Genomic DNA, 20,437 nt, shown 5'->3' on the forward strand with positions numbered 1-20,437 from the left:
AATATGGTTTTGCCAATATGTAGGCAAAAAAAAGCTACGGAATCTTGGGGGAGAAACCGTAGCGACCAAACTGGGTCAAAGGATTTTAACGTCTGTCATCATTCACAGTACGAATAGGGTCTGAATAGCCATTGGTACGGAAAAAGTTATCTTGTGCTTTAGGCATGACTAACCATAAAACCAAGTACACCAAAATACCGGGAAAGGCTGCGCTTAAGCATGATACAAAGATAAAAATAATACGCAGTAAATTTGCGTTCCAACCAAAACGTTCAGCAATACCCCCCCATCACACCAGCAATCATGTTAGAGCGGTTTGAGCGATATAAACCAACATTGGCCATTCAGGTCTCCTTCAAAAAAGAATAAATTTGAATATTTCCAAATTCATATTATAGAAATGGTGACAAGCTTTACGATTTAAAGGGTGCAGAAAAAAAAATAAGTAAAGTTATGTAATTTGAAGAATTAGTTTGATTAGTTTGCCTTTAAAATAGCTTGAGTATTAATTAAATAACAACGATAACAATGAGATATGATTAACATATATCGCAAATATATGTATACAGCGTTGATTTTTTGATTACAATATTAAGTCAGCAAGAACTGAAAAAACCAATGAATGATTGGTCTTGGCACATTATATGAAAACATCGGCTTCACCTTTTTTGATGAAATTTGCATATCTTTCAGTGTTTGCAGGAGTGTTCAGCCTCTCTTTTATTGGTTGTAGTCCAACGCATCAACCCGCAGCGGAAAAGGGTGAAAGTTCAGCATCAACTGTCGCATCGGAAGTTCAAGCGAAGCAAGATCATGGAAAAAAATTAACCCAAGTGGCAGGGCAGGCGACATTGCCGAATGACGAGGACATAAAGTCAGCTCCTGTTCCTGAGCATGCCAAAATTTTTATTGGACGTTTTCATGCCAAAGTAAAATGCGATGACAGTTTTATTCCATGCCCAGAAGGCGATGCGGAGTTCATTCTTAACTTATTGCCAGATGGCACGGTACACCGCAGTATTATTCAAATTGGTAAAGTGTTTGCTGAAAAAACCAATACGCCAGGCATTAATGTGAAATACCGTAAGGATACGTGGAGTGTTAATGAAGCACATACCGAGCTGGTGGTTCATCGAAAAGAAGGCGTGAATTTTTATTATCACGTGATTAACGAAAATAAAATCACCATGGATTTAGACAAAATTCGTCAAGGTGAAGTCGACCGAAATCAGGAATTATTTTCCAAGGGTTATCCTCAGCCGCAACATGCCTATACCTTGGTGAAAGATCCAAATTAAATACTGCGAATGAAGTAAATAAAATTATAAATTGCGTTTGAGTGTCGGCGTGAAATTCGCATATCTTGGTGGATCAAATGTTACTAGCAAATAAAAAATTGAATTATTAATACGACATAGTTAAGACTAAACAGAATTGGTGGGTTGTGTGGGGTTCGAACCCACGACCAATAGATTAAGAGTCTACTGCTCTACCAACTGAGCTAACAACCCTGAGAAAATTTTAAAAGAGCATTTTAAAATTTTAGCAAGATAAACGAAGCGCGTAGTTTTGAATACTAGGGAATATTTGTTATCTAAAATTTTTCAGGTCAAATACTTCATCTAGCAAGACAAGAATGATACTTCGCAACATCGCTATAGCAAAATTTCGAGAATGGCGAATCAAAACCAATAATGGTAATGGTTTGTCTTGGTCGGAACCTGCAGGTTTCTTTTTCTTCAACTGCCGGAAGAAAGAAGCCCTAAGAAAGAATGGTGGGTCGTCCGCGACTCGAACGCGGGACCAATAGATTAAAAGTCTACTGCTCTACCAACTGAGCTAACGACCCTTAGGGGGTATGCACAAGATTGTAATCTAAAACTGGCATTTTAGAAAGATGGTGGGTCGTCCGCGACTCGAACGCGGGACCAATAGATTAAAAGTCTACTGCTCTACCAACTGAGCTAACGACCCATCTTGTGGTATCGAAGGAAATGGTGGGTCGTCCGCGACTCGAACGCGGGACCAATAGATTAAAAGTCTACTGCTCTACCAACTGAGCTAACGACCCATTTCGCTTGATGGTGCGTATTGTAGCAAGATCTGCTTCAAGCGCAAGTAAAAATTCATAAACTTGCTTGTGTTTGATTATAAATACAACAAAGTAGCTCATTTTAGCGGATATCTGTCGCTAAAATGAGCGCTATTTGCTTAAAAACGGTATTTATATGCCTGAATATTGGCATAAATTTCAGGAGTTAAATCACAGTAAGCAGTTGCATTTGGCAGCAATACCAATAAACGTTCATCAGTTTGCTTAGGATCAAAAGCTTGTTCTTTCAGCTTGTTTTTTTGGTATTTAAATGTGCCTGTGGTTTCGACTTTTTTCTGTACACGTAAAAATACTGGCACGGCATAAGCTGGTAAGCATTTTTTAAATTGCAGAACCATTTCACTACAATCTTGTTCGTTGAGTTCGGCACCATCGGTGAGCGTGATGGCAGCCATGCCTGCACGGCCATTGGTATCTGGAATTTCTACGCCATAAACCACAGCTTCAGCAATTTTATCGTACTCACTCACCATGTTTTCAACTTCAGTGGTTGAAACGTTTTCACCTTTCCAGCGGAAAGTATCACCTAGACGGTCGACAAATTGTGCATGGCGGAAGCCAATGTCACGAACCAAGTCACCAGTGTTGAAGTATGAATCACCATGCTTAAATACATCTTTCATAATGACGGATTTGTTTTTTTCCGTGTCGGTATAGCCATCAAAAGGTGAGCGACGGGTAATTTTACCGATGAGTAAGCCAACTTCGCCTTTTTTAACTTTAATGCAGCGACCTTTAGCATCATGTACAGCTTCATTTTTTTCTTTATCAAACTGAATAATCGCATAAGGCGTTGGTGAAAAACCAACAGTGTTGTCAAAGTTAAACACATTACTAAAGCCGACGTTGCCTTCACTTGAAGCATAAAGTTCAAGGACTTCTTCAACCCCAAAGCGTTCTTTAAACTTATCCCAAATGTTTGGTCGCATGCCGTTACCAATCATTTTTTTCACACGATGGCCTTTTTCAAGGTCTGAATGTGGAGCATCCATCAAATAGCGGCAAAGTTCACCCACATAGCCAATGGCTGATGCATCAAATTTTTGTACATCTTTCCAAAATGAAGAAGTTGAAAACTTGCGACGCAGGGCAAGGGTGGCGCTACCTGCAATCACCCCACACCAACAAACCACAGTGCCTGTAGCGTGATAGAGCGGCAAAGTTACATACATCACATCATCTTTATTTAGATTGAGAACGTGACCATAAGTTCCATAAGCCAAAGTCCAACGGCTGTTGGTGAAAATCACCGCTTTAGGTAAGCCTGTTGTCCCAGAGGTGTAGATATAAAATAGGCCGTCTTTGCCTTTAACACTTGCAGTGGTGGGTGTGTTGAACTTTGGAAATTCATCAATCGCTTCTGCAAGGTTTAAGAAGCCTTTCGGTGCTTGACCAGCATCTACACGAGTGGCTTGATCTGCGAACCAATGTAAACGATCTGTAGCCACACTGAGATCATTACGAATCTCTTCTACGGCTTGACGGCATTCTTCGCCCACAATCACCGCAATTGGGTTTACTAAGTTGATGCTGTGTGTCAGGACTTTGCCAACTTGTGAGGTGTTGACCAAGGCACTGGTGACGCCAATTTTGGCTAGTGCCACGATGGTTGCCACGAGTTCAGATCGGTTCTCGATCATCACCGCAATCACATCACCTTTTTTTGCACCGAGTGCTAGGTAATAGTGACCAATTTGATTGGCCCATTCATTGAGTTCGTTATAGGTATATTTTTGCTCTTCAAAATATAGCGCATAGCCTTTGGGATTACGCTTTACGGCTTTTTCAAATGCAATCCCTAAGCCTGCGGAAGTATTTGGGGTACGTAAATAGGCTTGCTTTAGACCACTCAACAGGTTGGGTACTTTGCTAATGAACGCGGGAATTTTTGCTGCAACATCAGCAATCCCAATAAGGTCGTGTTGTGTAGTTTGGCTCATGTGAATCCTATTTATTTTTCGTAATCCGATACGGTCTATTTCTTTGCAATGAAATTTGCAGCAAATTCTACAATTGTCTTTTAATCGTTTAGATCTAGTGCAATCAACCTAATTTGACAAAAGTATCAAAAAAAAACCAGTCACCGAAATGACTGGATTTTTTTATTCACCTGCAAAATAGCAAATTACTGCTCAGTTGCGGTGTTTGCTTTTTTCGGTGGACGACCGCGAGGACGACGAGGGCGTGCAGGTTTTTCACCTTCAGCGGCCGAGTTCTCGTCTACAGGAACCTCAACTTTCTTTTCCGCTTCAACGGCTTGAGCTTTTTCTTCTACTGGTTTAGTAGGAGCTTCAGACACTTCTTCCGTCTTTTCAGGCTGCGCACTCACATCGAGTTCAGCTTGAACGGGTGTCGGTACTTCAGCTTGAACGTGTTCAGGTGCTTCAGTTTGACCTGCAACGTCGGATACATTGGCTTCAACTGTAGCAGCTTTAGCTTCTGCAACTACAGGCGCCTCAATAGCAGTGTCTGCGACAGGCGTAGCTTCCACCTCAGCATGTGCTTTTGCTTGGTCTTGTTTCGCTTGTTCAGCGGCAAGTTTAGCAAGGCGACGACGCTCACGTGGGTCATTAGCAACACGTTTATCTGACACAGGCTTTGGTGGTGTCAAATCCAACATTGGCGCTGGTTCAGCTTCAGGTGCAGCTTTTGTAACTTGAACATCACGAGTGACAGGCTTTTTCTCTACAGCTGCTTCAGCTGCAGGTGCAGTCAAAGTCGCGGCATATTCTTCCGTGAATTTTTGCAATGCACGGTTGAATGTTGGAATTAAGCCAAATTGCTCAATCAGTACTGAGCAGTCTTCACCGTATACATGCTTAATCAAGCTGCTTATAGTGTATTGACCTAGTGTCGGCACTTGAGATGGCGAAATTTTCGGAGCCTGTGCTTGTTGAGCACGAGCTTCACGCTGTTCGCGGCGGCGCTGACGAGGGTCATTGCTTGCACGAGACGGTTTTTGCTGCGCATGCTGTGGTTTATGCGCTGCTTCTTTTGTTTCAGTCGCAGGTTTTTCCACTTTTACTGCTTCAACGACAGCGGCCTTTTCGACCACTGGGGTTTCTACAGGTTTTTCAACTGCTGGAGCAGTATTTAGCGCTACGATTTCGCTTTGAGCTTGATCAACATTTACTACAAGTGCTGTTGGCATCACGTCTTGACGTGGTGCATCAACAACTTCAACTTTAGGTTGACGTTGATTGCGGTTTTCAGATTGTTGCTCAGTTGCAACTTCCTGAGCAATCACTTGCTCGTTCAATACGCTTTGATCGCGGTGGCGATTTGGGCGATTTGGACGTTGTTGGTTGTTGCGGTCACGACGTGGAACAGACTGCGGTTGTTCATTGTTTTGAACATCGTGCTGTACTTGTTCATTGTTATGTTGACGGCGTGAGTTACGACGGTTTTCACGTTGGTCTTGACGGTTGTCTTGGCGCGGTTCTAGACGTTCAGAACGTTGCTCTTGGCGTTCGTTTTGACGTGCTTCGTTATTGCGCTGCTCTTGACGATCTTGACGTGAAGGTTGTAACACTTCTTCATGAACTTGATGCGGTTGAGCTTCTTGTTCACGTGGTTCTTTATGCTTAGTACGCTTTTTGTTGTGACGTTTTTCTTCACGGTCAGCTTTTTCTGAATGGCTGTCACGTTCTTGTTTGTGCACAACAGAAGAAGGCGCAAGGTAAGCATTATTGTCTACGACAACAACAGGCGCTGCCGATGCAGGCGTAATTTGACCAAACTGGCCACGGCTTGCAGCACCGCTATTTACCATTTGTTCAATTGCAGCAGCGGCATTGTTTGCAGTACGCGACTGGTCAACGGTTGCAGCTTGTTTTTGAACAAATAAGTTTTCTAACCATGCACATGGACTAGATGATGCTGCAGGAGCGGCAACTTGTGCAGGTGCTTGTTGAGCAGCAACGGGTTGTTGCTTATTCTTTTTGTGGCCTTTTTCTTGTTGTTGTACAGGTGCTTGTTGCTGAGCAGCAGCGGCCTGTTCTTCACCTAAATGCCATTCAGATGCTTCGTAACCCAATTCTTTTTCGCTAGAACGTGTCGCTTCAGTGCGTTCATAGCTAGTAGGTGCAAAACCTTCAGGGTTATACGAAATTTCGTAATGTGGTGTTTCTAGGTGAGGGTGTGGAAGTACAGTCACACGAACATTTGAAGTTTGTTCAAGATATACAAGGCTGTGACGCTTTTCATTCAATAAGAATGCAGCAATTTCAACAGGCACTTCAACTTGAACTTCACCATGGCGTTCGCGTAGCGCAATTTCTTCCACTTTACGCATAATTGAAAGTGATAAAGAACGTAAGTCACGTACCATACCTGTACCATGACAGCGTGGGCACACATAACCAGTGGCTTCTTCAAGCGATGGACGTAAGCGTTGACGGCTCATTTCCATCAAACCAAAGCGTGACAATTGACCGAATTGGATACGTGCACGGTCACTTTGTGTTGCTTCACGAAGTTTAGCTTCAACCATACGTTGGTTACGGTCTTTGGTCATGTCGATGAAGTCGATCACAACCAAACCACCGATATCACGTAAACGTAATTGGCGAGCGATTTCTTCAGCAGCTTCAAGGTTGGTATTGAGCGCTGTATCTTCTACGTCGCTACCACGTGTTGATTTTGCAGAGTTAATATCAATTGAAACCAATGCTTCAGTTTGGTCAATCACAATTGAACCACCAGAAGGAAGTTTTACTTCACGTTCATAGGCAGTTTGGATTTGACTTTCGATACCAAAATGAGCGAATAACGGTTCATTTAACGTATAGGTTTTTAATTTGTCGATTTGACGTGGCATCACTGCTTTAACAAAGTTATACGCTTCGTTATACGCTTGCTCAGAGTCAATCAGAATTTCAGCAACATCATCACGTAAATAGTCACGAATCGCACGTGTAACCACACCAGCTTCTTGGTGAACCAACATTGGTGATGGACCTGAACTTGATGTGCTTTGGATTTGTGCCCAAAGGTCAAGCAAGTGTTGAAGGTCAAGTTGCAGTTCTTCTTGAGAACGACCAATACCTGCAGTACGTACAATTACGCTCATTCCACGAGGGACATTTAAAGACGCCAACATTTCTTTCAATTCTTCACGAACTGAACCTGAAATTTGACGGCTAATACCGCCACCTTTCGGGTTGTTTGGCATTAAGACCAAATAACGACCAGCAAGTGAGATAAATGTAGAAAGGGCAGCACCTTTATTACCACGTTCTTCTTTTTCCACTTGAACTAAAAGCTCAGTGCCTTCAGTGATCAATTCGCGGATGTTTGAAGTTTGGCGAGGATCAGCTTTGTAATAAGAGTTAGCAATTTCGCGCATCGACAAGAAGCCTTGACGACCTGCACCGTATTCAACAAATACAGCTTCTAAAGATGGCTCTACGCGAGTCACATGACCTTTATAGATATTCGATTTTTTTTGTTCACGGGTACGATTCTCTAAGTCAAAATCGTAAAGACGCTGACCAGTGACAAGTGCAACGCGAATTTCTTCGGCATGTGTTGCATTAATCAACATACGTTTCATGGGTGTAACACCTAATAGTGATACACAGAAGAACATCGCCTGACTCGTAGCGAGCATCAGATAGCATGGATCAAGTTGCACAGATCGAAAAACATCATCTGTGCATGTGTACCGACCTTCTTTGGGTGGGCAACGATTTTTGATTCACGTATTGATGATGGCAATACGGCTTCAATCTTTTAAACGATTAAAGTCACCTGAACGCGTTTCACTGGCGGACAAACGGTGCATTGGATGTGAGTAACTTTCACTGTCACATTGCTCGAAGAGCATCCATTCATATCTGATAGAGCGTCTTGATACGGAATTATCATCGTACCTTTACAAACTGTGCAGATCCAATGCATCAAACGTTGTGGCCTGAACACGATTTCCAGGGAGCGACTGGTCTGATGTGTATCAGTTTACGTTTAAAAACCAACCTTGGTTGGCACATATTTTTTTGGGGCAAACTGTTTTATGTACCTACGGCACAATTAAACGCAACAGTTTGCAGTTTTGCCGATATAATAAGCCTTCGGCGTCGGCATAATTCTTTTGGGACCTTTCCGAGCTAAATGAGTAATTGCTTGAAAGCTCAATGACAGTAAATACTGAAATGAATCAACTTTTACTCAGTTACGGTGGTTTCCGTGCGCTGACTATATCAAACCTTGCATCATCTGCCTATGGGCTAAGCTTATGTTTCTTGCGAAAAGTATAGCTTAAATGATCAATTTTTAATCAATTTTAGTATTTTTTTAGGTTACAGTAACTGTATGAATTCTACGCAAGAATGGCAAAGCGTCACCTGGTTTGAAGTGGACGAGCATCAGGCGGGTCAACGTATTGATAATTTCCTGTTTAGTCGTCTGAAAGGTGTGCCTAAAAGTCGCATTTATCGTCTGATTCGTGAAAGCCAAGTCCGCGTCAATAAAAAACGCGTCAAAGCGGAAACCAAACTCAATATTGGTGACCAAGTTCGAGTTGCTCCAATTCGTTATGAGCAAAAAGATGAGTCTGCGGTTCCTGTATCGGATAAAGTCGCGCAAAGCTTACTGAGCCGTGTGGTGTATGAAGATGAAGGCTTAATGGTGGTAAACAAACCTTCTGGTATTGCTGTTCACGGCGGTAGTGGTGTGGCGTATGGCTTGATCGAAGGTTTACGTGCCGCAACAGGGAAGAAATACCTAGAGCTGATTCACCGAATTGACCGCGACACTTCTGGGTTGGTGATGATTTCGAAAAAACGTAGTGTGTTAAAAAGCCTGCAAGACATGTTACGTGAGCACAAAATCCAAAAAACTTATGCTGCTGTGGTGAAAGGCGTGGTGAGTTTGGATAAGCAGCTGATTGATCAGCCTTTGCATCGTTACGAACTGGCAAATGGCGAGCGTCGTGTTCGTGTATCACCTAAAGAAGGTAAAGAGTCGAAGACGCTGTGGAACGTGAAAGAGCGTTTTATGCATGCCACATTGGTGTATGCGTCTCCACTTTCGGGCCGTACACATCAGATCCGTGTACATGGTTTAAGTATTGGTCATCCATTGGTGGGCGATGAAAAATATGGTCATGAAACTGAATACCGTGGTCCAAAGCCACGTCGTTTATGTCTGCATGCTATGCGTTTAGAAATTCCGGGTTACCAAACCATTGAAGCGCCATTGCCAGAAGATATGCAAAGCCTTGTGGCGCAGCTACGCGCGCAAAAAGCTGACAAAGTGGTGAAGTCTTCGGAAGATGACGAGTAAGTTTTAAATACGAGACTTCTCTCCCTGAGCAGGACTGCTTCGTAAGTTTTCTTTCTCCCTCTCCTTTAAGGAGAGGGCCGGGGTGAGGTAAATAAATTGATGCACTCCAGAATCTGAATTACCAAACACTGAATCAAATCTAGGAAAACGTATGAACTCAGCTGTAAAACTAGTCATTTTCGATTGGGATGGCACTTTATTTGATTCTGTGGGTCAAATTGTAGCGAGTTTAAAATTTGCAGCAGATCAATATTCACAGCCGCTGACCGATGCTGATGCGAAAAGTATTATTGGTTTAGGTCTGCCGGAAGTCGCACAGCGGTTATTTCCGACGGTTCCTGAATTGCACAGCGACATTTTGCAAAGTTATGCCGATCACTATGTGGCCCATTCCAAAGGGGATATGTGGTTTGATGGTGTCGCGGATATGTTGCAGGAATTACGCGATGCCGGTCTACAATTGGCTGTTGCAACAGGAAAAAGTCGTAAAGGTCTAGACCGTGTCTTGGCTCAAACGCAAAGTCATGAGTTGTTTCGTGCGACACGTGCAGCCAGTGAAACCAAATCTAAGCCAGATCCATTAATGTTGGCAGAAATTTTGGCGGAAACAGGACTACGTGCCGATCAAGCCATTATGGTTGGTGATACGTCGTATGATTTAGAAATGGCCCTCAATATTCAGATGCCACGTGTAGGCGTGAGCTATGGAGTGCATACTGTAGAAACACTCCAGTATTTTCAACCCTTACATATTGCACATAGCGTAGGTGATTTGACTGAATTTCTACTAGAACACGTGAAATTACGTCTAGCTGTATAGTTTTAGATACAAACGAGTAAAAAGGGTGAAATTTGTTTTCACCTTTTTTGTTACCAAATGAATAGTAACGCAAGCTCTACTTGATGAAATGAGTAAATTCAATTATTTAAAAAAGTAATAACACTAGATTTTTCTACAATAACAAGCAGTCTTCTAGCAAATTTACCTTAAAAAGTTGAGTGCAACTATTTGGCCTTTTACCACAAGCTGGAATAGATTTTTTGTTTGAATTTTTGGTTTTATCTTATTGTTGTTTATTGATTTATTTTTAAATTTTCAATTTATTAAACTAAATCAGATGAAATTGAACACCTATGCGTAAAAGTTGGCCTGACGCTAAAATAATCTTTTAATCTTATCTTTTAGTCGTATAAGCCAAGTTTTTTAGTAGAGATTCAGATTTAAGGGCGAAAAAAATAGTGCATTTTATTTAATTATTTTGACTTAAGTTTTTGAATATTAATAATAAATAATGATTAATTTATAGCTAATAGCTATAGTCATAAATAAAATAAGTATTGGTATTCACTTTCTAAAATCTCGATGCTAAATGCATCTAAACATAACGTGTAGTATGTCAAGTGAAATGCTTTAGGCGAATCCTGACATGACTTTCATCACTTTGATTTTGATGGTGATCGGGATGAAACACGTTGTGCATCCAATTTTTGCAGTTTAAGGAAACATTGATGTCGAATTCTGCTGTTGTTGAATCAGTTGCGCAAGCATTACGCGATGCGGAAGTAAATCAGGCTGCGATTGCACCGATCCGTCCACAACTTGGTGGTGAAAGTGCTGATGTAGATATTGCTTATGCCGTTCAAGAAGTGAATACCAAACGTGCGGTGGCAGAAGGTCGTCGCCTTGTAGGTCGTAAAATTGGCTTAACTTCAAAAGTTGTACAAGCGCAGTTAGGCGTTGATCAACCTGACTTCGGTATGTTGTTTGCTGACATGGCGTATGGCGATGGTGAAGAAATCCCTGCTGGTTTATTGATTCAGCCAAAAGTTGAAGCAGAAATTGCTTTGGTGATTAACCAAGACTTGACCAAAGAAAAACACACCTATGCAGACATTATTAGTGCAACAGAATATGCACTGCCTGCAATTGAAGTGGTCGATAGCCGTATCGAAAACTGGAAAATCTCGTTGATTGATACTGTGGCAGATAACGCATCTTCAGCAGGTTTTGTGCTGGGTTCTAAGCCTGTAAAACTTGCAGATCTTGACCTTGTAAATTGCAAAATGGTCATGACTCGTGGTGAAGAAGTGGTTTCACAAGGTGTGGGTAAAGCGTGTCTTTCTAACCCATTAAATGCAGCAGTGTGGTTGGCTGACGAAATGGTTCGTCGTGGTCGTCCATTGCTTGCAGGTGACATCGTATTGACCGGTGCCTTAGGCCCAATGGTTGTGGCAAATCCTGGTGATGAATTCAAAGTTGAAATTGAAGGCTTTGGTTCTGTGACTGCAGCATTTGCAGCGAAATAAGCTTGGGTTTTACGGAATTTTTAAGAGTACACATTCATGAAAAAGATTAAATGTGCATTGATCGGTCCAGGGAACATTGGTACTGACTTGCTTTACAAACTTCAACGCAGCGAATTTTTAGAACCAGTATGGATGGTTGGTATTGACCCGACGTCTGAAGGTTTGGCTCGCGCTGCTAAAATGGGTTTAAAAACCACTGCTGAAGGCGTAGATGGTTTACTTGCACACGTAATTGAAGACGACATTAAAATCGCATTTGATGCAACTTCTGCCTATGTTCATGCTGAAAACAGCCGTAAATTGAATGAACTTGGCGTGTTAATGATTGACTTAACACCTGCTGCAATCGGTCCATTCTGCGTACCACCAGTAAACTTAGAAGCGTTATTGGATGCCGGTGAAGTTCCGAACGTCAATATGGTGACATGTGGTGGTCAGGCAACGATTCCTATGGTTGCTGCGATTTCACGAGTTCAGCCTGTTGAATATGGCGAAATCATTGCAACAGTATCAACAAAATCTGTGGGTCCAGGTACACGTAAAAACATTGATGAATTTACTCGTACGACTGCTGGCGCTATTGAAAAAGTGGGCGGTGCGAAACAAGGTAAAGCGATCATCATCATTAACCCTGCTGAGCCACCACTGATGATGCGTGATACTGTTCACTGTCTTGTTGAAGGTGAACCAGATCAAGCAGCAATCACTGAATCTGTACATGCGATGATTCTTGAAGTTCAAAAATATGTACCAGGTTACAAACTTGTAAATGGTCCTGTATTTGACGGTAACCGTGTTTCAATCTTCTTAGAAGTTGAAGGTTTAGGTGATTATCTTCCTAAATATGCAGGTAACCTCGACATTATGACTGCGGCAGCTGCACGTACTGCAGAAATGTTTGCAGAACGCGTATTAAACACTGCTGAAGCTTAAGGAATACCAAAATGTCTAAGATTATTATTAATGATATGACTTTACGTGATGGTATGCATCCTATGCGCCATCAAACTACACCTGAACAAATGGTTGCCATTGCAACTGCTTTGGATGATGCAGGTGTACCTTTAATCGAAGTTACGCATGGTGACGGCTTAGGCGGTAACTCTGTGAACTACGGTTTTGCAGCAGCAACCGATGAAGAATACCTAAAAGCGGTGATTCCAAACCTGAAACAGGCGAAAGTATCTGCACTTTTACTTCCTGGTATTGGTACGGTTGACCATTTGAAAATGGCACATGATGTTGGTGTAGCAACCATTCGTGTTGCAACGCACTCAACTGAAGCTGACGTTTCTGAACAGCACATTACTGCTGCACGTAAACTTGGCATGGACACTGTGGGCTTCTTGATGATGGCGCACATGGCAACTCCTGAAAAACTTTTGGAAGAAGCCAGCAAAATGGTGTCATACGGTGCAAACTGTATTTATGTGACTGACTCTGCTGGTTATATGTTGCCTCAAGACGTGACTGACCGCGTGGGTATTTTACGTGCCAACCTGGCTTCAGAGATCGAAATCGGTTTCCACGGTCACCATAACTTAGGTATGGGTGTTGCGAACTCTGTTTCAGCGGTTCAAGCTGGTGCAACGCGTGTCGATTTAGCTTCTGCAGGTTTAGGTGCAGGTGCAGGTAATACTCCACTTGAATTGTTTGTTGCGGTTGCCAACCGTATGCAAATGGAGACAGGTGTGGACTTGTTTAAAGTTCAAGATGTTGCGGAAGATTTAATCATTCCAATGATGACACATCAGATCCGTGCTGACCGTGATGCAGCAACTTTAGGTTATGCCGGTGTTTACTCATCATTCTTGTTATTCGCGAAACGTGCTGAAGCGAAATATGGCGTTTCTGCGCGTGAAATTCTTCTTGAGCTTGGTCGTCGTGGTACTGTTGGTGGTCAAGAAGATATGATCGAAGATTTGGCATTGACCATGTCTAAAGCAAAAGAAGCCAATGCTTAATTTGCTTTAAATCAAAAAGCGCCCGAAATGGGCGCTTTTTTTATGTCTGAAGTGGCTGTGTTGGTTTGAGATGGGCTTGAGATTACGTTGAGATTGATTTGAGGCATGAAAAGTGGATTGAAATAAGAAATGTCTTACGAACCAATGGCTGATTTCGAGCAGCCATAGTAGTAAAATTTAACTTTAAGTTATTGATGATTATATAAATTAAATATCATGTCATAGCTAAATTTTATAACTCAAATAAGGATAAATCTCAGTAAAAAACTTTGTTTAAACTTAAAAGCAATTAATACAGCGCATGTAATTGCAAAAAATAAAAAACTTTAAATTTTATGTTAATAAAACATGAGGTTAATTTAATCAGTTGTTCTAAATGATAAAAAAGAGTTATTGTTTTAATCTCTAAGGAAAATAACCAGAAATAGCTTCCAAAGTTCAAGTCGTACAAAAGCCTGATAAACCTTAATACTGTAGTCGGATTTTTTTCCAAGGTATTGTTGAGCATGATGATGTCATAGCTTAATTTGATCACTGGGAATAAGCCATGCGTCGTCAAAATTTATGGATAGCAATTCTTGCTGCGACAGCAACATTAGGAACATCTGCAACTTATGCGGACTTTGTTGACGACAGCCAAGTACAATTGAAATTTAAAAACTTCTACTTAGACCGTCAAATTAAAGAAAATCCGGCGGGTAACTGGGGTTCATGGTCACAGGGTGTGACTTTGGATGCCAAGTCAGGGTATCAAGATATTGGTGCAGGTATTCAAGTGGGTGCTGACCTTTTGGTTCAACATGCATTTAAACTTAATGCACGTGATAAAAACCCAGACTGGATCTTGCCGCACGATGGTAAAGAATCAAAAGATAACTTTGGTAAAGTGGGCGTGACCTTTAAAGCCAAAGTATCTGAAACTGAGTTGAAAGTGGGTGAGTTATTACCAGTGTCTCCAGTGTTGGTTTTCGATCCATCACGTCAGTTAATGACGACTTATAGCGGTGCATGGTTAGAATCGAAAGAGATTAAAGATACTAAGTTAACTTTGGCATACATTGACGGGATCAATAACCGTTATGACAACCAATTCCGTGATTTATCAATGTTCGCTCCAGGTAAAAGATTACCAGATGGCACCATAGGTCATTATGATCTTGGGCCAACTTCTGATGGTATGTATATTGCGGGTATTGACCATCAATTTACACCTGAAATTGGTGGTAGCTATTGGTATGCCGATGTTCAAGACATTTACACACAGCAATATGTCGGCGCGAACTATAAAACTAAGTTAGGTGACAAAGCCAAACTGGATAGCCATATCCGTTATTTTGACAACTCAGATTCGGGTGACAAACTGTATGGCGAAATTGATAACCAAGCGTTATCGGTTGGTGCGAAAGTGAATTACGGTTCGCATACCTTTGGTTTGGGTTATCAACAAATGTTTGGTGATAATGCATTCCCAACACTGGGTGGATGGGTGCCGCAGCCGTACTTAGTCAACTGGGGTATAGCAACATTTACTGCAAAAAATGAAAAATCATGGGGCTTTACTTATGGCTATGATTTCTCAGAAATGGGTGTGAAAGGCTTAAATACAACTGCTGTTTATTTCACAGGTTCAGATGCAGAAATTGCTGGTCTTAAAGATCAGAAGTCAGATGAATTGAACTTAATCGTGAACTACACCGTGCCTGAAGGTAAGTTGAAGGGCTTAGGCTTCCAGGCAATGTATATCGATGCCGATTTCGATTACAAATCTGACTTGCAAGAGTACCGTGTCGCGACAACTTATACCTATAAGTTCTAATTTCTCAGGATAAAAAAAAGGGAAGTGGATTCATTGCTTCCCTTTTTATTCGCTGGTTTATTTAAAAAAGAAATACCTCAAAGACTTTATGGATATATTTTTGAGTTATGTATTTAAAAACAATAACTTAAATTATAGTCTATTTGTTGTTTATGATCGTAAATATGTATCAGTTAGCAGTGGCTGAACAGGTAATATGAGACTGTAAAAACCACAAAATCCAAAAGAGTCCCCCTTGTGTTTAAATCCGTTATGGATTGAAACATAAGCTCTACGCAATACGAGGAGCATGTATGAGCACTGTTCAGATTCCTGACTATACAACTGATTCATTCTTTGGTTTAGAAGATAAATGGATTGAAACTGCTGAAGGCGAATTAACGCATTACCACGAAGTGGGTGAAGGCACACCAATTCTATTTTTACACGGTTCAGGTACAGGTGTATCTGCTGCTGCTAACTGGTGGTTGAACCTACCTCAAATTGGTGAACAAGCACGTTGTATCGCTATCGATACGATTGGCTATGGTCAAACTGTTGTTGCACCGAATACTGCTTATGGTATCCGTGCTTGGGTTGATCACGCTGTACGTACGTTAGATGCCCTAGGTATTGAAAAAACTTGGTTAGTGGGTAACTCACTCGGTGGCTGGTTAGCATTCCAAATGGCTTTGGACTATCCAGAACGTGTATTGGGTATCGTGTCTATGGGTACAGGCGGTGCTAAACAAACTGCAGCACTTAAAGCACATGCAAACCCTGTATTAACCGAAGAAGGCATCAAGAAAACCTTGTCTATGTTTGTTGTAAACAAAGACTTGATTACTGATGAATTAGTAAAAGTACGTTTCGCTTCTGCTGCAAATGACTATGCATCAAATCGTTTGATGGATGTTGTTGGCGCACGCGACCGTGACCGTTTCGAATTCCCACTCGACTTTGAAAAAATGAAAGACATTACTGTGCCAGTATTGTTGATTCACGGTGTACAAGACGTGGTGATTCCAGTATCTCGTACGTGGGATATTTTGAACACAGTTCCAAATGCGGATGCGCATATCTTTAGCCAATGTGGTCACTGGTCACAAGTTGAAAAAGCAGAAGAATTCAACACCGTGATTAAAGATTATTTAAAAGCGCGTGGTGTGTAATTTCTTGTCACTGACATGAAATTCAAAAAAAGGATGGTTTTGCCATCCTTTTTTTTATATAAATCTTTTGAAAGAAATACTTTAAATGAGTATTATTCTCATTAATGGGTCGACAGTGTACGGTCTAAATCAGTAAAAAGGCATAAAATAAGCTTATCTGAATGGTTGGGGAAGGGGAATTATTTATTAGACTTAAGTTGTAAATCGGCAATTTTTAGCAATTTTTATCAATGTCTAAACTAAAATTTATAAGTTATTTTCCATCAAGTCGATATGCATGATAGATAAAATGCGTCGATTAAAACATTTAAACGATTAAAAAAGCGACTTTTTAGCCATAAAAAAAGCACCATTATTCATTTTAAAAATAATGGTGCTATATCTATAAATTATGACTTGGCGAAAATTAACGCTGTTCGCGATTAATATCGAGATAAAAAACTTTGGTTAGCAGTTCAAGGAATTTATCTACAGCCACAGAACTCGCCGTTTTTCGGTAACTTACATACAAGTCTAGATACGGTAATTCGACATCTAAAGGACGAATCACCGTATTGTTCATGGTCAATGGCGCGATGTATCCCGGTAGGATCGTGCAGCCTAAGCCCATGCCGATGGAGTTAATGTTAAACAGGATATTGTCGGCTTTTTGCACGATATTAAATTGAATATCATGGGTCGAAGCAAAGTCCAAAATGGCTTCATGCAACGTGCCAGATTGTTCACGTGCAGGAATGATAAAATCAATCCCATTCAATGCTTTAACTGGAATGCGCTCGTACTTCGCTAAAGGGTGATCTTTGGGTAAAATAAAGATCAGCGGTTCACGCAGTACAAACTGACTTTCAATTTCGTCGCTGTGGAAGTTATTGCGGGTAAAAGTGATGTCCAGTTCACCTTTTTGCAGCAATTTCATCTGATCACGGTTATTTAAACTGAGTAATTCAATCTTGAGTTCTGGGTTCTGAACACGTAAATTTGGCAGCACATAAGGGAAGATTTTCATCTCTGCGACAGGGACAAAACCAATGCGCAGCATCTGCTGTTTGGCTTGTGAAACCTGACGTGCCATCGCCACGGCCTTGTCTGCTTGAGCTAGTGTCAAACGTGCTTGTTCTAGAAATACGGCACCTTCTTCTGTGAGCTCAACTTTACGTTTAGTACGGTGCAACAGTTTTACGCCGACATCTTCTTCAAGATCTTTAATTTGTTGGCTTAAAGAAGGTTGAGCAGTATAAAGTTTTAACGCAGCTTTACTGAAATTGAGTTCTTCAGCGACAGTAATAAAGTAGCGTAAGTGTCGTAATTCCATATAATCAACCCGTGGAGTAATCCAAAAAATGTCTTACTTAGAAGTCCGTTCAGTATAATCTATAAACAACTATTGCGTGAGGATTATTTTACCATTCACGAAATAAATGGTGTTCTCGGCAATTTAAAAAAAATGCCATAAAAAAAATCTACCGTAATAATCCATAAAATCTCTTAATTAAAACAAAATAAATATTTCCCGAATATCGCTCTAAAATCCATCATCGTTGAAAAGTTGAGTCTATTACTTTGTGCCTTACTGGTCACAGGAGAGCTTTTCATGAGTGGAAAAATTGATGTGCGCGAAATCGATGCTTTGGTCGATGCACAAAATGGACGTATCACGCCATCTATCTATACCGATCCAGACATTTACGAACTTGAATTAGAACGTGTGTTCGGTCGTACATGGTTATTCCTATGCCATGAGAGCCAAATTCCTAAAGCCGGCGATTTCTTCAATACCTACATGGGTGAAGATCCGATTATCGTGGCACGCCAAAAAGACGGCTCAATCAAAGCATTCTTAAACCAATGTCGTCACCGCTCTATGCGTGTGAGCTTCGCAGACTGTGGTAATACACGTGCATTTACTTGCCCGTACCATGGCTGGTCTTACGGCATTGATGGTTCTTTAAAAGATATCCCACTTGAAGACCGCGCGTTCCCGCACGGTGCTTGCAAAGAGAAATGGGGTCTTGTTGAAGTTAACCGTGTTAAATCATACAAAGGCTTAGTATTCGCTTGTTGGGATGAAACTACACCTGACCTAGAAGAATACATGGGCGATATCGCTTGGTACTTAGATGGTGTTCTTGACCGTCGTCCAGGTGGTACAGAAATTATCGGTGGTGTACACAAGTGGGAAATCGAGTGTAACTGGAAATTTGCAGCTGAACAGTTTGCATCTGACCAATACCACGCATTGTTCTCTCACGCATCTGCGATCCAAGTATTGGGTGCAAAACCAGATGACGAATCATCTAAGAAATTAGGTGCTGCACAAACCGCTCGTCCTGTTTGGGAAACTGCGAAAGACGCGATTCAATATGGTTCACGCGGTCATGGTTCAGGCTTCTTCTTTACTGAAAAACCAGATGCAAACGTTTGGGTAGACGGTGAAGTGGCGAACTACTTCCGTGAAACATTTGATGAAGTTAAAGAGCGTCTTGGTGAAGTACGTGCACTTCGTCTTGCTGGTCACAACACCATGTTCCCAACATTGTCTTGGTTGAACGGTACTGCAACGCTTCGTGTATGGCACCCACGTGGTCCAAATAAAACTGAAGTGTGGGCATTCTGTATTGCAGACGCTGAAGCATCTCAAGAAGTAAAAGAAGCATTCGAACGTTCTGCAACACGTGCATTCGGTCCTGCTGGTTTCCTTGAGCAAGATGACTCTGAGAACTGGATTGAAATTCAAAAAGTTTTACGTGGTTATAAAGCCCGTCAAAACAAATTAATTATGGAAATGGGTAAAGGTAACGAGAAAGTACGTGAAGATGGTATCCCTGGTATCACCAACTACATTTTCTCAGAAACAGCTGCACGTGGTATGTACCGTCGTTGGGCTGACCTATTGATTCATGAAAAATGGGAAGACGTTGAAGCTGCGGCTGACGAATATGAGAAGGAGCTTATGAAATGAGTCAAATTAGTTTAGAACTCCATCACCAAATTAGTCAGTTTCTTTATCGTGAAGCAAAATTGCTTGACGATTGGAAGTTCCGCGATTGGTTAGCTGTATTAGCTGAAGATATTTCTTATACGTTACGCACAACACCAAACGCGCAAACACGTGACCGTCGACGTTCGATTGAGCCGCCAACAACTTGGGTATTTAACGATACAAAAGATTTGTTGGAACGCCGTGTAGCTCGTTTAGAGACAGGTATGGCTTGGGCTGAAGAACCTCCTTCACGTACAACACACATGGTTTCAAATGTGATTGTTGAAGCGACTGAAGTTGAAGGCGAATACGACGTTTACGTAACGTACTTGTTGTACCGTACCCAGAAAGAGAAAGATGTAACAATCTACTGTGGTAAGCGTCACGACAAGATCCGCAAAGTCGACACTGAGCAAGGTTTCGAAATCTTCAACCGTAAGATTACCCTTGATCAGGTGACTTACAACTCACATAACCTGAGCGTGTTCTTCTAATGAATAAGATTTTTGTTTGCCAAGTTGACGAATTAGACGAAGGCGAAGCATTGAAAGTAGATTGCGGCGTTAACGGTATCGATGCGCTTGCAGTATTCAACAACAATGGCGAATTTTTCGCGATGAACGACCGTTGTTCACATGGTAATGCTTCAATGTCTGAAGGTTACCTTGAAGATGATGGCACTGTTGAATGTCCACTTCATTCGGCTCGATTCTGTTTGAAAACTGGTCAAGCATTATGCTTGCCAGCAACAGATCCTATCAAGACATTCCCTGTGATTGTTGAAGATGGTGCTTTATACGTAGAGATGGCAGGAGAGTAATC

General features: G+C 41.5%; 14 protein-coding genes, 4 tRNA genes and 2 pseudogenes. 12 read left to right on the forward strand and 8 right to left on the reverse strand.

Features of this window, described 5'->3' with window-relative positions:
- Positions 1-85 precede the first annotated feature (85 nt).
- Positions 86-344: pseudogene (locus tag FTU77_RS01590) on the reverse strand (PspC domain-containing protein).
- Positions 345-644: 300 nt separating this feature from the next.
- Between FTU77_RS01590 and FTU77_RS01595 the strand changes: the two are divergent.
- Positions 645-1,298, forward strand: coding sequence for a hypothetical protein (locus FTU77_RS01595; RefSeq protein ID WP_180054323.1), 654 nt, complete (start codon positions 645-647; stop codon positions 1,296-1,298).
- A 137-nt stretch (positions 1,299-1,435) separates the two neighbouring features.
- Here FTU77_RS01595 and FTU77_RS01600 read toward each other — a convergent pair.
- The 6 genes from FTU77_RS01600 to FTU77_RS01625 all read right to left on the reverse strand — a co-directional run bounded on the left by FTU77_RS01600 (position 1,436) and on the right by FTU77_RS01625 (position 7,667).
- Positions 1,436-1,511, reverse strand: a tRNA-Lys gene (locus FTU77_RS01600).
- A gap of 262 nt (positions 1,512-1,773) precedes the next feature.
- Positions 1,774-1,849 (reverse strand) — tRNA-Lys (locus FTU77_RS01605).
- Between the two features lie 49 nt (positions 1,850-1,898).
- A tRNA-Lys gene (locus FTU77_RS01610) sits at positions 1,899-1,974 on the reverse strand.
- A gap of 21 nt (positions 1,975-1,995) precedes the next feature.
- A tRNA-Lys gene (locus FTU77_RS01615) sits at positions 1,996-2,071 on the reverse strand.
- A gap of 140 nt (positions 2,072-2,211) precedes the next feature.
- Complete coding sequence (locus FTU77_RS01620) at positions 2,212-4,053, reverse strand: long-chain-acyl-CoA synthetase (RefSeq protein WP_180034977.1); 1,842 nt, start codon at positions 4,051-4,053, stop codon at positions 2,212-2,214.
- 185 nt (positions 4,054-4,238) lie between these two features.
- The gene (locus FTU77_RS01625) at positions 4,239-7,667 is read right to left on the reverse strand and encodes an Rne/Rng family ribonuclease (RefSeq protein WP_180054325.1); all 3,429 of its coding nucleotides are present in this window, start codon (positions 7,665-7,667) and stop codon (positions 4,239-4,241) included.
- A gap of 394 nt (positions 7,668-8,061) precedes the next feature.
- Here FTU77_RS01625 and FTU77_RS16125 point away from each other — a divergent pair.
- The 8 genes and pseudogenes from FTU77_RS16125 to FTU77_RS01660 all read left to right on the forward strand — a co-directional run bounded on the left by FTU77_RS16125 (position 8,062) and on the right by FTU77_RS01660 (position 16,635).
- Positions 8,062-8,370, forward strand: a pseudogene (locus tag FTU77_RS16125) (hypothetical protein).
- 55 nt (positions 8,371-8,425) lie between these two features.
- Positions 8,426-9,397, forward strand: a complete 972-nt coding sequence (locus FTU77_RS01630) for an RluA family pseudouridine synthase (protein ID WP_078189751.1) — start codon at positions 8,426-8,428, stop codon at positions 9,395-9,397.
- 151 nt (positions 9,398-9,548) lie between these two features.
- Positions 9,549-10,217 carry an HAD-IA family hydrolase gene (locus FTU77_RS01635; RefSeq protein ID WP_180054327.1) on the forward strand — a complete coding sequence of 223 codons (669 nt, stop codon included), beginning with the start codon at positions 9,549-9,551 and terminating at the stop codon, positions 10,215-10,217.
- Positions 10,218-10,906: 689 nt separating this feature from the next.
- Complete coding sequence (gene mhpD, locus FTU77_RS01640; protein ID WP_078189749.1) at positions 10,907-11,704, forward strand: 2-keto-4-pentenoate hydratase; 798 nt, start codon at positions 10,907-10,909, stop codon at positions 11,702-11,704.
- A gap of 36 nt (positions 11,705-11,740) precedes the next feature.
- The gene (locus FTU77_RS01645) at positions 11,741-12,637 is read left to right on the forward strand and encodes an acetaldehyde dehydrogenase (acetylating) (RefSeq protein WP_078192779.1); all 897 of its coding nucleotides are present in this window, start codon (positions 11,741-11,743) and stop codon (positions 12,635-12,637) included.
- An 11-nt stretch (positions 12,638-12,648) separates the two neighbouring features.
- Positions 12,649-13,668 carry a 4-hydroxy-2-oxovalerate aldolase gene (gene dmpG, locus FTU77_RS01650; protein WP_111884105.1) on the forward strand — a complete coding sequence of 340 codons (1,020 nt, stop codon included), beginning with the start codon at positions 12,649-12,651 and terminating at the stop codon, positions 13,666-13,668.
- A 547-nt stretch (positions 13,669-14,215) separates the two neighbouring features.
- Positions 14,216-15,484: an OprD family outer membrane porin gene (locus tag FTU77_RS01655; protein WP_180054329.1), complete on the forward strand. Its 1,269-nt coding sequence runs from the start codon at positions 14,216-14,218 to the stop codon at positions 15,482-15,484.
- Between the two features lie 293 nt (positions 15,485-15,777).
- Entirely contained in the window at positions 15,778-16,635 is an 858-nt protein-coding gene (locus FTU77_RS01660; RefSeq protein ID WP_168377928.1) for an alpha/beta fold hydrolase, read from the forward strand.
- Positions 16,636-17,041: 406 nt separating this feature from the next.
- On the opposite strand, the gene hcaR is transcribed toward FTU77_RS01660, so the two are convergent.
- Entirely contained in the window at positions 17,042-17,947 is a 906-nt protein-coding gene (gene hcaR / locus FTU77_RS01665) for a DNA-binding transcriptional regulator HcaR (RefSeq protein WP_180002937.1), read from the reverse strand.
- 279 nt (positions 17,948-18,226) lie between these two features.
- Between hcaR and hcaE the strand changes: the two genes are divergently transcribed.
- From hcaE to hcaC, 3 genes are read left to right on the forward strand one after another with little or no spacing between them, the layout of a single operon-like run.
- Positions 18,227-19,594: a 3-phenylpropionate/cinnamic acid dioxygenase subunit alpha gene (gene hcaE, locus FTU77_RS01670; protein WP_067763943.1), complete on the forward strand. Its 1,368-nt coding sequence runs from the start codon at positions 18,227-18,229 to the stop codon at positions 19,592-19,594.
- A complete protein-coding gene (hcaF, locus tag FTU77_RS01675) occupies positions 19,591-20,109 on the forward strand; it encodes a 3-phenylpropionate/cinnamic acid dioxygenase subunit beta (RefSeq protein ID WP_067763936.1) in 519 nt (172 codons plus the stop codon). The genes hcaE and hcaF overlap by 4 nt, the downstream gene beginning before the upstream one ends.
- Positions 20,109-20,435 (forward strand): 3-phenylpropionate/cinnamic acid dioxygenase ferredoxin subunit, encoded by a 327-nt coding sequence (gene hcaC / locus FTU77_RS01680; RefSeq protein ID WP_067763933.1) that lies wholly within the window; start codon positions 20,109-20,111, stop codon positions 20,433-20,435. Before hcaF ends, hcaC begins: the two co-directional genes overlap by 1 nt.
- The last annotated feature ends 2 nt before the right edge of the window (positions 20,436-20,437 follow it).

Source organism: Acinetobacter sp. YH12142 (assembly GCF_013418435.1).
Taxonomy (GTDB): Bacteria; Pseudomonadota; Gammaproteobacteria; order Pseudomonadales; family Moraxellaceae; genus Acinetobacter; species Acinetobacter amyesii.